This is a genomic window from Pseudomonas haemolytica, assembly GCF_009659625.1.
Taxonomy (GTDB): domain Bacteria; phylum Pseudomonadota; class Gammaproteobacteria; order Pseudomonadales; family Pseudomonadaceae; genus Aquipseudomonas; species Aquipseudomonas haemolytica.
Genome location: NZ_VOIW01000003.1, coordinates 481,089 through 494,377, shown reverse-complemented (window position 1 = coordinate 494,377; position 13,289 = coordinate 481,089). Strand labels below are relative to the sequence as shown.

Annotated in this window: 11 protein-coding genes; 3 read left to right on the top strand and 8 right to left on the bottom strand. The window is 61.7% G+C overall.

Translation table 11 applies throughout. The features are described 5' to 3' along the window. Positions 1-77: 77 nt before the first annotated feature. From FRT59_RS12660 to FRT59_RS12645, 4 genes are all read right to left on the bottom strand, one after another. A complete protein-coding gene (locus tag FRT59_RS12660; protein ID WP_153871357.1) occupies positions 78-2,525 on the bottom strand; it encodes a TonB-dependent siderophore receptor in 2,448 nt (815 codons plus the stop codon). A gap of 131 nt (positions 2,526-2,656) precedes the next feature. After that, on the bottom strand, positions 2,657-3,613 hold the full coding sequence (locus FRT59_RS12655; RefSeq protein ID WP_153871356.1) for a FecR family protein: 957 nt from the start codon (positions 3,611-3,613) through the stop codon (positions 2,657-2,659). Beyond that, the gene (locus tag FRT59_RS12650) at positions 3,610-4,143 is read right to left on the bottom strand and encodes an RNA polymerase sigma factor (RefSeq protein ID WP_034116267.1); all 534 of its coding nucleotides are present in this window, start codon (positions 4,141-4,143) and stop codon (positions 3,610-3,612) included. The genes FRT59_RS12655 and FRT59_RS12650 overlap by 4 nt, the downstream gene beginning before the upstream one ends. A gap of 215 nt (positions 4,144-4,358) precedes the next feature. Then, complete coding sequence (locus FRT59_RS12645; RefSeq protein WP_153871355.1) at positions 4,359-5,420, bottom strand: HAD family hydrolase; 1,062 nt, start codon at positions 5,418-5,420, stop codon at positions 4,359-4,361. A gap of 241 nt (positions 5,421-5,661) precedes the next feature. Between FRT59_RS12645 and FRT59_RS12640 the strand changes: the two genes are divergently transcribed. Then, positions 5,662-7,053: an L-cystine transporter gene (locus tag FRT59_RS12640; RefSeq protein WP_034116269.1), complete on the top strand. Its 1,392-nt coding sequence runs from the start codon at positions 5,662-5,664 to the stop codon at positions 7,051-7,053. A gap of 79 nt (positions 7,054-7,132) precedes the next feature. On the opposite strand, the gene FRT59_RS12635 is transcribed toward FRT59_RS12640, so the two are convergent. Beyond that, positions 7,133-7,645, bottom strand: coding sequence for a dihydrofolate reductase (locus tag FRT59_RS12635; protein WP_153837433.1), 513 nt, complete (start codon positions 7,643-7,645; stop codon positions 7,133-7,135). 69 nt (positions 7,646-7,714) lie between these two features. Here FRT59_RS12635 and FRT59_RS12630 point away from each other — a divergent pair, with 69 nt between their 5' ends. Both FRT59_RS12630 and FRT59_RS12625 read left to right on the top strand, forming a co-directional pair. Beyond that, positions 7,715-9,094 carry a DUF2868 domain-containing protein gene (locus tag FRT59_RS12630; RefSeq protein WP_198809670.1) on the top strand — a complete coding sequence of 460 codons (1,380 nt, stop codon included), beginning with the start codon at positions 7,715-7,717 and terminating at the stop codon, positions 9,092-9,094. After that, entirely contained in the window at positions 9,087-10,454 is a 1,368-nt protein-coding gene (locus FRT59_RS12625) for a DUF3482 domain-containing protein (RefSeq protein WP_153871354.1), read from the top strand. Before FRT59_RS12630 ends, FRT59_RS12625 begins: the two co-directional genes overlap by 8 nt. On the opposite strand, the gene FRT59_RS12620 is transcribed toward FRT59_RS12625, so the two are convergent. The 3 genes from FRT59_RS12620 to FRT59_RS12610 all read right to left on the bottom strand — a co-directional run bounded on the left by FRT59_RS12620 (position 10,451) and on the right by FRT59_RS12610 (position 13,287). Next, complete coding sequence (locus FRT59_RS12620; RefSeq protein WP_153871353.1) at positions 10,451-11,005, bottom strand: phosphonate degradation HD-domain oxygenase; 555 nt, start codon at positions 11,003-11,005, stop codon at positions 10,451-10,453. The genes FRT59_RS12625 and FRT59_RS12620 overlap by 4 nt on opposite strands. Next, positions 11,005-12,138: a TIGR03364 family FAD-dependent oxidoreductase gene (locus tag FRT59_RS12615; protein ID WP_153871352.1), complete on the bottom strand. Its 1,134-nt coding sequence runs from the start codon at positions 12,136-12,138 to the stop codon at positions 11,005-11,007. Before FRT59_RS12615 ends, FRT59_RS12620 begins: the two co-directional genes overlap by 1 nt. A gap of 126 nt (positions 12,139-12,264) precedes the next feature. Then, a complete protein-coding gene (locus FRT59_RS12610) occupies positions 12,265-13,287 on the bottom strand; it encodes a putative 2-aminoethylphosphonate ABC transporter substrate-binding protein (RefSeq protein WP_153871351.1) in 1,023 nt (340 codons plus the stop codon). Between the last annotated feature and the right edge of the window lie 2 nt (positions 13,288-13,289).

The following is a 13,289-nucleotide window of genomic DNA, read 5'->3' as shown; positions in this document are numbered from 1 at the left end:
CGCATAAAAATGCCCCGCCAAGTGCGGGGCATTTTTTTGCCTGAAACACCTCCCCCACATTGGGTATATGGCGTTCCTTAAAACTGTGGGGTGTAGGTCATGCTGAACATCACATTGCGCGGATCGCCATAGTAGTTACTGCCCCACGTCGCGTTATACGCAGGGATGTAGTATTTCTTGTCGAACATATTGTTCAAGTTGGCTGCCACGGTGAATTCCTGGTTGATCTTATAGGCCACCCGCGAATCCCACAGTGCATTGCCGGGTACGCTGAAGTTGCGGTCGTAGGCTTCGGTGCTGCTTTGCGCGGTCACACCGGCGCCGATGCTGACTTTCTGCCAGTCGCCCGGCAACTGGTAATCACCCCAGACCTTGAGCAGGTGCTTGGGGGTCCAGGTGCTGAAGACCTTGCCTTCGTAAGTGTCGTCCTTGAGGAATTTGGTGGTGTTGTAGGTGTAGCTGGAGACCAGTTGCAAACCTGGTAGCACTTCGCCGCTCAAAGTGGCTTCGAAACCTTGGCTGCGAACCTTGCCCGAGGCGAGCGAGCAGTACCAGCCGCCGCAGACTTTGCCGCCTTGCAGGTCTTGAGCCGCACGGTTTTCCTGGTCATAACGGAAGATGGCGAACGAGGTATTCAGACGACCGTCCGCCAGTTCACCCTTCAGGCCCAGTTCGTAGTTCTGGCCTTCGATGGGCTTGAGTACGGTCAACGCCGTGGTCAGGTTGGTTTGCGGTTCGAACGCGTCAGCGTAACTGGCGTAGGCCGACCACTGGTCATTGAGGGCGTAGACCAGCCCGGCGTACGGGGTAACGTGACCATTGCTCTGCGTGGTGCTGCGGGTTGGGTCGCCATAGACACCCCGGGAACCGCTCTCGTCGGTGTAGCCATAGTCATACCAACTGGTACGTGCACCGAGAATCAAGGTCAGCGGATCCACAACCTTGACGCGCCAGGTGCCATAAACCCCTTTCTGGCGAATGTCATACCAGCTTTTCGTAGCATTGCCCGCCTGGAACAGCTGGTTTTTGTCACGCTGTGGACGGTTGTGATCGATGTTGAAAATATCCGCGCCGGCCGTCGCTGCTCGCGCCCACTGGTCGTTGGTGGTGAGTTTGGAATAGTTGGCGCCCAGCACCATCTCCTGTTGCAAGCCCAAACCTTCAAACTTGCCGTTCACATACACATCAACGCCGCGGCTCTTGGTATTGAAGTCGGTGACCCAATCCACATAACGCACATTGCCGGCGGTGCCGGGGTTGGGAATCTCATCCCAGGTCGCCTGGTAGGTCGCGTCGTTGTGTTCATCCATGGCTACGAGGGCGGCCTTTACCTTCCAGTCATCGTTGAAGCGGTGCTCGATATCGGCAAACACCTGGGTCTGGTTATTGACGTTGCGGTTCCAGCTGGCGCCGACAAACGTCGAGCGCGGCAGGCCGATATCGCTGCCATTGGCGTAACGGGGCAGTGACATGAAGTTGGGGCGCGAGTGGCCTTTCTGGTTGCTGACGCCCACGCCGACGGTGGTGTCTGGCGTGAAGTCGTAGTCCACGGCCGCATACACCGTCTGATTCCAGCCACCGGCATAGTCAACGAACGAGTCTGTCGTGTCGTAATCCGCCACAAACCGGCCGCGCAGGGTGCCTTCGGCATTGAGCGGGCCACCGGCATCGACCTGGGTGCCGTAGTGGTCCCAGGAGCCGGCTTTTGCGGTGATCGTCACGGTCGGCGCCTGCTGGCCGCGCTTGCGCACCAGGTTCATGGTGCCGCCGGGGCTGTTCGCGCCTTGCAGCAAGGCGGCCGGGCCGCGCAGGGTTTCTACGCGGTCATAGATCGCCATGTTTTCAGTGAGGTAGCTGCCCAATGCATAGGTGTTACGCGGGATGCCCACGCCATCGTATTGCAGGGTGCCGACCTCAAAGCCACGGGAGAAGATGAACATACCGGGGCCAGGGGATTTGGTCGCTGTCAGGCCAGGGGTGCGCTTGACCACTTCGGAGAGCTTGGTGGTGTTCTGGTCATCCATCTGCTTGCGTGTCATGACGCTGACCGATTGCGGGATGTCCTTGAGCTTCTGTTCGCCTTTGCCAAGGGTCACGGCGCCCGTGGTGTAGGAGCCGCTGCCCTCGGTGGTGGCGCCCAGGCGTTCGGCGCTGATGGTGGTGGCGCCGACTTCGATGGCCGAACCGCTGGCCACGCGCTTTTCCAGGGTGACCGTATCGGCATTGATAAACGCCGCGCTCAACCCCGTGCCGCCAAGCAGTTGCCCGAGCGCTTCGCGCTGACCGAGACTGCCTTTTACACCCGGCGATATCACCTGTTGGGTCAACTCACCCGACACCAGCACCTGAACCCGAGTCACCGCCGAAAACGCCGCCAACGCACCGTCCAGGCTTTGCCCCGGAATATCAAAACGGTACGTCTGGGCTTGCGTAGTCTCGGCGGCCTGCAAATACAGAGGTGCCGTGCCACAGGCCATGGAAATGGCCAGTGCCAGCAAGGGCCGTGCGGCGAATCGGTGTGCCATGGATGGTGCTCCCCGGTGCAAAAAGTCTGTGATCGGCGCCGCACTACTTGAGAGTGCTTACTATTTACGCCTCAGTGATCAAGGACGACCGCCTGCCGGGAAACCCTGAAAGTTTTTTCAAAAAGTTGTGATTACGACGCCTTGCCTTCGCGCAACACCAGTAAATACGGGGTGTAGTGCTCAGCGCGCAGGTTGAGGGTGTATTCCAATGCCTTGATCACCGCGTCGGGTTTGTCGATTTCAAACACCCCCGACACCACTCGATTGCGCAGCGCATCCCCAAGCACCAGGGTCTTGCCCGGCCAGTAGCGGTTCAACTCACTGACCACGTCCGACAGCGGTTGCTGACGAAACACCAGTTGCCGCTGGCGCCAGGCAAACCCGCTGGCCGGGTCGAAGCCATGCACCTCGGCCAGGCGTTGACCCTGATACTCCACCGCCCGACCCGGCTCCAGGTACACCGGCGCGTCGCTGCCAGCACTGACTTGTACCTTGCCTTGCGCGACCTGCACGCGGGTCTGGGCATCGCGCCGCGCCACGCTGAACTGTGTGCCGACCACCTTTACCCAGCCATCGCCGGACTGCACTACAAACGGTCGCGACGGGTCCTTGGTCACGTCGAAGAACCCTTCGCCCCGCAACAAACGCACCTGGCGCTCGCCCGCACTCATGCGCACCTGCACTGCACTGTCGGTATTGAGTTGCAGGTGGGAGCCGTCGGCCAGTTCAATGCTGCGTGATTCGCCGGTGCTGGTTGCGTAGTCCGCGCGCAGGCGGTCGAGCCAGGGCGTGTTTTGCACGATGAGGCCCACCGCCAGCAACACCGCGGCGGCGCAGGCCCAACGCGGCCAGCGCCGTGCAGGTTTGCGCCAGGCGGCCTGTTCGGCGCAACGGATCACCCGCGCGGGTTCACGCAGGCCACCGAGCATCGCCTGCACTTCCTGCCAGGCCGCGTCCTGGGCATTACCCTGCCCCAGCCAGGCGGCGAAAGCGTCCATCTCGGCGGCCGTTACATCCTCGGCCTGCAGGCGGAAATACCAGCCGGACGCTTCGTCAAACAGCGCCTCGGCAGCGGGTGTGGCAGTCATGACCGACGTCCTTGTTCATCGCAGGCAAGCCGCGTCTTGATATACGCCCGGCACTCAATCAAGGCGCGACGCAATTGGTATTCCACACTGCGCGGGCTGATCGACAGGCGCTCGCCGATCTCGCGATAGGAAAGTTCGTCGACATGATAGAGCAGGAAGATCTGTCGAGTCGCTTCAGGCAAGGCCAGGATAGCGTCCTGCATCAACTGTTCCTGTTGATAGGCGGCTAATTGCTCGTCGGCACCAGGATTACTGCATGGCAGCTCTTCGCTGGGTTCACCGGCGTCCAAGCGTTCACGGCGAATGGTCTGGCGTTGGTGATCACGCACCAGGTTGCTGGCGATGGTGAAGAGGAAGGCAGGCAGGTTATCGATTTTCTCGCCGCAATCCATGCGTGCCAGGCGCAGGAAAGACTCTTGGGTCAGGTCGGCGGCCACTTGGGCACTGCCGGTGCGGCGGGTGACGAAGGCTTCGAGGGCTTTCTTCTGCTCCGCGAACAGGCGCGCGATCTGCGAATTCCAGGAGAGCACGGCACTACCTTGAGAAGAACGTGGGGTTCAGGAGGTGTGCACGCTAGCAGAGGATGAGATTGGTTCGCAATTGATATCTATTTTTGCACAGATACTGCTGTGTTCTCGAGGCCGCCTTCGCGAGCAAGCCCGCTCCCACATTTTGACCGCATTCTCATGTTGAAACTCGGTCGAATGTGGGAGCGGGCTTGCTCGCGAAGGCAGGCGACTCGGTCCTACTGAATCTCGTCAGGCTTGACGATCACCCAGTTCTTGTCCGCCGTCACCGGCAACCCTTCCTTGGCCTGCGCCGCAGCGTGCTTGGCGATCATGCCGTTGAGCTGGGTCATGTATTTGTCTTTGCGGTTGATCCACAGGTGAATGCCGCCCTTGGCCACGTCCACATCGTGGAACAGCATGTAACCGTCGCTGGTCGGTGTATCACCGCCGACGATCACCGGCTTTTTCCATTCGTCGATGTAGGTGAGGATCGCCGCATGCTTGCCGGCCATCCAGGTCGCCGGGGTCCACAGGTACGGGGTCAGTTCCAGGCCAAGGTTGGCCTTCTCGTCATATTTGCCGGCAGCGATCTGCTTGCGAGCGGTGGTGAGCTCGCCGGTCTTGCGGTCCTTGAGCAGGGTGGTCACACCGATGACGTTTTCGGGTTTGACGTTGTAGCCGTACTTCGGATCAGCGGCGACCATGCGCACAAGCTCTTCGGAAGCGGCGGTCATCACATAGACCTCGATGCCGTTCTCCATCAGCTTGTTGTACAGCTCGGCCTGGCCGGTGAAGACTTTCGGCGGCTGCACCTCGGACTGCTTCACCGCATCGCCGTCGAAATAACTGACCGGCACCGGCTTGCCGGACGCCATCAGCTCATCCACCTGGACCTTGAGTTCCTTGAGGGTGAAGCCGGAAAACACCTGGGCTACCCACGGGTAGCAGACCATGTCGTCGACTTCGCAAAGGCGATAGTAGTAACTGAACAGGCTTTCCTTATGCTCGGCGGTGTCTTTGAACGGCATCAGCTTGAGCGAAGGGTCGAGGCTGTCGCGGGTGATCAGGCCCTTGTTTTCCATGTACGGCAGCAGGGACTCTTCGAGGTCGTAGCGGTAGCTGGTGTTGTCCATGTCGAACACCGCGTAGTTACCTTTGTTAGCGTTGGCGGCGATCATTTCGTTCAATTGTTTAGCGGCAGGCGCCGGCCAGTGTTTCAACTCGGTGGCGGCAAACGCCTGGCTGGCGAGCCCGAGGCAGAAGGCGGCGGATATCAGTAGTTTCGGCGCAAGCTTCATAGGCGTTGTCTCCCTGAGTGAAAGACATCGACGCTAACAAATCCGTATGACAGTTATCGCCCGGGCGCGACCGCGGGCGTCTTGATTGCGCCAAGGGCATACACCTGAGCGTCAAATGCTTATTCCAAAAACGACAGTCACCATTCCATATCGGTATTAAATCAATATATTTCAAGCTGTTAGGCTTCCCGGTTCGCAATCGCAGGCTCACGCGATTGGCTGCCTTCTCAACGGAGCTTCAATGAATCTGCCCCTGATTCTCAATTTATTGGTGTTCGTGGCCCTCTTGCTGGGCCTGGCACAAACCCGTCGTACTAACTGGAGCCTGGCCAAGAAGGTCCTGTTTGCCCTGGTTCTCGGCGTCCTGTTCGGTGCGGCATTGCACACGATCTACGGCGACGGCAACCCGGTGCTCAAAGCCTCCATCGGCTGGTTTGACCTGGTCGGCAACGGCTATGTGCAACTGCTGCAAATGATCGTGATCCCACTGGTGTTCGCCTCGATCCTCAGTGCCGTGGCGCGCCTGCATAACGCGTCGTCCCTGGGCAAGATCAGCTTCCTGACCATCGGCACGTTGCTGTTCACCACCGCCATCGCGGCGTTGATCGGCATCGGCCTGACCAATCTGTTCGGCCTCACCGCCGAAGGCTTGGTGGCCGGCACCCAGGAAATGGCGCGCTTGCAAGTGATCCAGAGTGATTACGCCGGCAAGGTCGCCGACCTGAATATCCCGCAGTTGCTGTTGTCGTTCGTGCCGGCCAACCCGTTCGCCGACCTGGCCCGCGCCAAGCCGACGTCGATCATCAGCGTGGTGATTTTCGCCGCCTTCCTCGGGGTGGCCGCATTGCAACTGCTCAAGGATGACGTGGAAAAAGGCCAGAAGGTCATCAACGCCATCGACACTCTGCAAGCCTGGGTGATGCGCCTGGTGCGCCTGGTGATGAAGCTGACCCCATACGGCGTATTGGCGCTGATGACCAAGGTGGTCGCCGGTTCCAACCTGCAAGACATCATCAAGCTGGGCAGTTTCGTGGTGGTGTCGTACCTGGCCCTGGGCTTGATGTTCGTGGTGCACGGTCTGCTGCTGTCCCTGGCCGGGATCAACCCGCTGCGCTTCTTCCGCAAGGTCTGGCCGGTATTGACCTTTGCCTTCACCAGTCGCTCCAGCGCAGCGAGCATCCCACTGAGCATCGAAGCGCAGACCCGTCGCCTGGGTATCCCGCAATCCATCGCCGGTTTCGCCGCCTCGTTTGGCGCGACTATCGGCCAGAACGGTTGCGCCGGTCTTTATCCGGCGATGTTGGCGGTGATGGTCGCGCCGACCGTGGGCATCAACCCGCTGGACCCGTTGTGGATCGCAACCCTGGTGGCGATTGTGACCTTGAGTTCGGCGGGCGTTGCCGGCGTGGGCGGCGGTGCGACCTTCGCCGCGCTGATCGTACTGCCGGCCATGGGCTTGCCGGTGTCACTGGTGGCGCTGCTGATTTCCGTGGAGCCGTTGATCGACATGGGCCGTACGGCGTTGAACGTGAATGGTTCGATGACGGCGGGGGCGATTACCAGCCAGATCATGGGGCAGACGGATAAAAAGCTGTTGAATACCGACGAGCATGCCGAACTAGCGCAGGCCTGATAGACCGCTATCGGGGGCAAGCCCCCTCCCACATTTGGAATGCATTCCAATGTGGGAGGGGGCTTGCCCCCGATGCTTTTTAGGCTTTTTCCCAGACTTCGAAGCTATAAGCCGGCTTATCACCTTCGGCGGGGTTCGTCAGATTCGACACCAGCTTCCACTGGTTCGTATCAAACTCTGGAAACCACGCATCCCCTTCCGGGCTCAACGCCACCCGCGTCAGATACAGGCGATCCGCCTGCTCCAGCCCCTGCGCATACAACTGCGCGCCGCCGATCAGCATCAGCTCGTCCACGCCTTGAGCCTTGGCCCATTCCTCGGCGCGCTGTACCGCCGCTTCCAGTGATGGAAAAACCTCGGCACCTTCAAGCGCCAGATCGGTCTGACGGCTAACCACTAGGTTCAACCGCCCCGGCAGCGGTCGGCCCAGGGAATCCCAGGTCTTGCGCCCCATGATGATCGGCTTGCCGAGCGTGGTGGCTTTGAAATATTTGAAATCCCCCGGCAAATGCCAGGGCATGCTGTTGTCGACGCCGATCACACGGTTTTCACCGAGAGCTGCGATCAGGCTTAAAGGGAGAGTTTTTTTCATGGCGACGAGAATACCAGAGCTGCGAGCCAGCGGTTATGCTCCAACCTCACTGAAACAACAGGATAGCGCGTGACTGCACTGAACCCCCTGCACACCCTCTGGCTGACGGAAACCGTGCGCCTGCGTGAAGAGCACGCCGGCCCCCTGGAAGACCTGGAAGCCAACCGCCTGGCCCGCACGGCCGGGGGCGACCTGCAGACGCGGATACAACAGCGTGCCTTGCACCTGGCCGAGCGCGATGGCCTGACCGCCGCTCTCACGCGCTGGCTGCAAGGCGCACGCCTGGCGCTGGTGTTGCTGGCGGTGGTGGCCGTGATCAGCGGCGCCGGCTTGGCGTTTGCGGCGCTGGGCAACGGTTTGACCCCAGTGAATGTGTTCTGGGCTCTGGGCAGCCTGCTCGGTTTGAACCTGATCTTGTTGGTCAGTTGGGCCCTGGGCCTGCTGTTTGCTGGCGAACACAGCGCCAGCCTTGGGCGACTGTGGTTGTGGCTCAGCGAGAAACTGGCGCGTGATGCCAAGGCCGCGCAGTTGGCCCCGGCGTTGCTGCTGTTGCTGCAACGGCAAAAACTCAATCGTTGGGCAGTGGGTGTGCTGGTCAACAGCCTGTGGATGTTGGCATTGCTCAGCGCCATGGTGATCCTGCTGACGCTACTCGCTACCCATCGCTACGGCTTTGTGTGGGAAACCACCATCCTCGGCGCCGACACCTTTGTCGCCGTGACCCAAGCCCTCGGCACCCTCCCCGCGTTGCTGGGCTTCAATGTGCCGAGCGTCGACATGATCCGCGCCAGCGGCGATTCCGCGCTGAATATCGAGAGCGCCCGCCAGGCCTGGGCTGCCTGGTTGGTAGGCGTGTTGCTGGTCTACGGCCTGCTGCCCCGGCTGATCCTCGCCCTGTTGTGCCTGTGGCGCTGGAAAATCGGGCGTGCCGCATTGCGCCTGGACCTCAACCTGCCCGGCTACAGCCAGTTGCGCGAGCGCCTGATGCCCAGCAGCGAACGCCTTGGGGTCAACGATGCCGCGCCCGATCAGCTGCACCACGTCAGCGGCGGCGTCAGCGATCTGCAAAGCGACGGCGCCTTGCTGGTCGCCATCGAACTCGACGATCAACACCCTTGGCCGCCCAAGCTGCCCGCCAGCGTAAAAAACGCCGGTATCCTCGACAGCCGCGAATCGCGCAACAAACTGCTGGAACAACTCAGCCGTTTCCCACCCGCGCGCCTGGTCATCGCCTGCGACCCGCGCCGCTCGCCCGACCGTGGCAGCCTGGCGCTGATCGCCGAGCTGGCACGCAGCGCCACCGCCACCCGCGTATGGCTGCTGCAAGCACCCTCGGGCCAGGCCCTGGACGCCGAGCGCCTGGGTGATTGGCACACCGCACTGCAACAGCTAGATCTAGCGTTTGCCGACTGCGCGCCGCTGAACTGGCTGGAGACCGGTCATGACTAAACCACTGAAACTCGCCGTGGTCGGCCACACCAACGTGGGCAAGACTTCACTGCTGCGCACTCTCACCCGTGATGTGGGCTTCGGTGAAGTCTCCCATCGCCCCAGCACTACGCGGCATGTCGAAGGCGCACGCTTGTCGGTGGATGGCGAAGCCCTGCTGGAACTGTACGACACGCCCGGCCTGGAAGACGCCATCGCCCTGCTCGATTACCTCGAACGCCTGGACCGCCCAGGCGAACGCCTGGATGGCCCGGCCCGCCTGGCGCGCTTCCTTGACGGCAGCGAAGCCCGCCAGCGTTTCGAACAGGAAGCCAAGGTGTTGCGCCAACTGCTCGCCTCGGACGCCGGCCTGTATGTGATCGACGCCCGCGAGCCAGTGCTGGCCAAATACCGCGATGAGCTGCAAGTGCTGGCCAGCTGCGGCAAGCCGTTGTTGCCGGTGCTCAACTTCGTCAGCAGCAGCGACCACCGCGAACCGGACTGGCGCGAAGTCCTGGCCCGCCTTGGCCTGCATGCGCTGGTGCGGTTCGACAGCGTAGCGCCACCGGAAGATGGCGAGCGCCGCCTGTATGAAAGCCTGGCCCTGCTGCTGGAAACCTCACGGCCGCAATTGGAGCGGCTGATCCTTGATCAGGAAGCCCAGCGCCAGGCCCGCCAGCAAAGTGCGGCACGGTTGATCGCCGAGTTGCTGATCGACTGCGCCGCCTGCCGTCGCAGCGTGGTTACCGAAGATGAACAGCAAGCCATCGGCGATCTGCGCAAAGCCGTGCGCCAGCGCGAACAGAAATGCGTCGAAGCCCTGCTCAAACTGTTCGGCTTCCGCCCACAGGATGCCGCCGCCAGTGACCTGCCGTTGCTCGACGGTCGCTGGGGCGATGACTTGTTCAACCCGCAAACCCTAAAGCAGCTCGGCGTGCGCGTCGGCGGTGGAATCGCCGCCGGCGCCGCTGCCGGTGCTGGCGTGGATCTATTGGTCGGCGGCCTGACCCTTGGCGCCGCGGCCCTGGCCGGTGCTATCGCCGGTGGCGCCCTGCAAACCGCACGCAGCTACGGCAGCCGCCTGCTCGGCAAGATCAAGGGCCAGCGCGAGCTGACCGTCGACGACAGCGTGCTGCGCCTGCTTGCCCTGCGCCAACGCCAGTTGCTCAAGGCCCTGAACCTGCGCGGCCATGCGGCGATGCACAGCATCAAGGTCGATACGCCTCAGGACAAAACCTGGCGTGAAGGCAAGTTGCCCGACGCGCTGAACAGGGCCCGCGCCTATCCGCAATGGTCGTCCCTCAACCCCCACGCCAAGCTGAGCCAGGCCGAGCGCCAGGAACAGGTCGAAGCCCTGGCCCAGCGTCTCGACGAAGCCTAAGCCGCCAGCAGCTGCCGTGCCTTGGCCTTGAGTACGTCAAGGTCGAGCACCGGCACTTGTGTTTCTTTGGCTTGTTCGTCCCAGTCGCGCATGCGCAAACTTACGGCACATAGCGGATCCTGCTCGAAGGCCCGGGCTTCTTCGACGCTCATGGCACCGCCCTGATAGCCCAAAGTGCGCCGGCTGGCCTCGCTCAAGCGGGCGTAATAGTCCGGCTGGCTGAAGGTCAGGTAGCGCTTGGCCTGTACGTGATATTCCACCAGCTTGGCCAGGCGCTCGCTGAAGCCTGCGCGACGCAAATAGTCGGCGCCCAGCCGCTCATGGCTGACCACGCCGTAACCGCCCATGTCCGCGGCGCCTTGGCCGCAGAGATGGCCGATGTCGTGGAAGAACGCCGCCAACACCACCTCATCATCAAAGCCTTCGGCCATTGCCAACTGCGCGGCCTGGGACATGTGCTCGATCTGCGACACCGGCTCCCCGATGTAGTCGGCCATGCCATGTTGTTCGTACAAGCCAAACACCTGGGCAATCGCCTGTTCCGGGTTCATCACGCCTCTCCCCACAAGGTGCTGATATTTCGTTCCGCCATCGCCGGCCCCACGCTCATGCCTACGCCGGTGTGCATCAACGCGGCGCTGACACCGGGTGCTGCCTGCACAAATGAAAACGGCCCCGGCCCGCGAGCACCGTAGACGCCTTGCCAGCGTTCGACCACCTGGATCTTGCACCCCAGGGTTTGTTCGGCCAACTCGATCATCCAGTCATCGACCTGCTCGGCGTTGAAGGGCGACGGATCGCTGTCGTAATGGTGGGAGTCACCGATGATCAGTTCGCCATGGGGCGTAGGACTGATCAGCAGATGGATACCGTGCTCATGCAGGTAGGGTGTTTCGCGCAGGATCTGCGCCTGCACGGCGGCCGCTTCTGGTAGATCGGCAAAAGCGCCGTAGTGCACGCAACTCAGGCCAGTGAGCAGGGCGTGTTGCAGGTTCAGGTTGAGCGTCGGTCGGGCACGCAGCATTTGCAGGCGGCAGGTCTGCGGGTTGAGCTGGGCGATGGGTTCGGCTAACAGAGTCTGATAGTCATGGCCGGAGCAGACGATGATCTGCTCGCCGCGAAAGCTGCCAGCCGTGCTGTGCAACTGGCCAGGCTCAACGTCGCGCACCAGGGTGGAAAAGTGAAACTCCACCTTCAACTCGTGGCTCAGGTACTGGATCAGCGCCGGTATCGCCTCGCGGGAATACAGTTGCTGATCGTCCTTGCCGTGCAGCGCTGCGCGGTGGTGGCGGAACTGGCCGGCATACAGGTCCTTCATCGCGGCGCCTTGCAGCAGCTCGACGTTGTAGCCGTGTTCGCGGGCACGCCCGGCGCAGAAGCCTTCGAGCAGATGTTCCTCAGCTTCCGTGCGGGCAAACAGGTAAGAGCCATTGCGCTTGAGCGCAAGGCCCGCCGCTTGCGCCCATTGGCCCCAGATCTCGCGGCTCTGGCGGGCCAGGTCCAACATCGGCCCCAGCGGCTGGCCGGTGACCAGGGCTTGGCCGAAGTTGCGCACCGAGGCGCCCAATGGTGTGGCGCTGCGCTCGAACACCTTGACCTTGAGGCCGCGCTTGGCCGCGGCATAAGCGTGGGACAGGCCGAGGATGCCGGCGCCGATGATCAACAGGTCGCTGTGGTGTGTCATTAAATGATGTCCTGAATTCGAAGCCGCCTTCGCGAGCAAGCCCGCTCCCCCATTTGAAATGTGTTCACACATCAAAATGTGGGAGGGGGCTTGCCCCCGATGAGGCCATCAAGCCAAACCGAGAAATTACTGACCCGCCACCTTCTCCGACTTACCGTCATAACGCTTGCGCCATTCAGTCAGGATGCTGTCGCGGTTTTTCGAGGCCCAGGCGAAGTCGTTCTTGATTAGGCGCTGCTCGTAGTCGGCCGGCAATTCGGTCTGCGGCTTGGCGATACCCGGCTGGGCGAGGACGGCGAAGTTGTCTTTGTACAGGTCCATCGCCGCAGCGCTGGCGGAGAAGTCAGCGAGCTTTTTAGCCGCGTCGGCATGGGCAGTGCCCTTGATCACCGCCGTCGCTTCGATATCCCAGCCCAGGCCTTCCTTGGGCAAGATGATGTCCAGCGGCGCACCCTGGCGTTTGAGCTGTACGGCCGGGTATTCAAACGAAATACCAATCGGGAATTCACCCGAAGCTGCCAGCTTGCACGGCTTGGAGCCGGAGTGAACGTACTGGCCGATGTTCTGGTGCAGGTCGTCCATGTATTGCCAGCCTTGCTTCTCGCCGAAGGTCTGCAACCAGGCGCTGACATCCAGGAAGCCGGTGCCGGACGACGCCGGGTTAGGCATCACGATCTTGCCCTTGTACTCAGGCTTGGTCAGGTCCTGCCAGCTCACTGGCTTGGTCAGGCCCTGCTTTTCGGCTTCGATGATGTTGAAGCAGATGGTCGCGGCCCACACGTCCATGCCGACCCAGGCCGGCGGGTTGGCGGCGTCGCGATAGTTTTTGCCGATTTTGTCCAGGTCTTTGGGTGCGTAGTTGTCCAGCATGCCTTGCTGGTCGAGGATCGCCAGGCTGGAGGCAGCCAGGCCCCACACCACGTCAGCCTGCGGGCGGTCTTTCTCGGCCAGAAGCTTAGCGGTGATGATGCCGGTGGAATCGCGTACCCACTTGATCTCGACGTCGGGGTTGGCCTGCTCGAAGGCTTTTTTGTAGGTCTTCAATTGCTCGGCTTCGAGGGCCGTGTACACGGTCAACTCGGTCTTGGCGAAGGCATTCAGGCTGAATGCAGTGAGTACCGCAGCGACCAGCGCCAGGGGCTTGAACATGG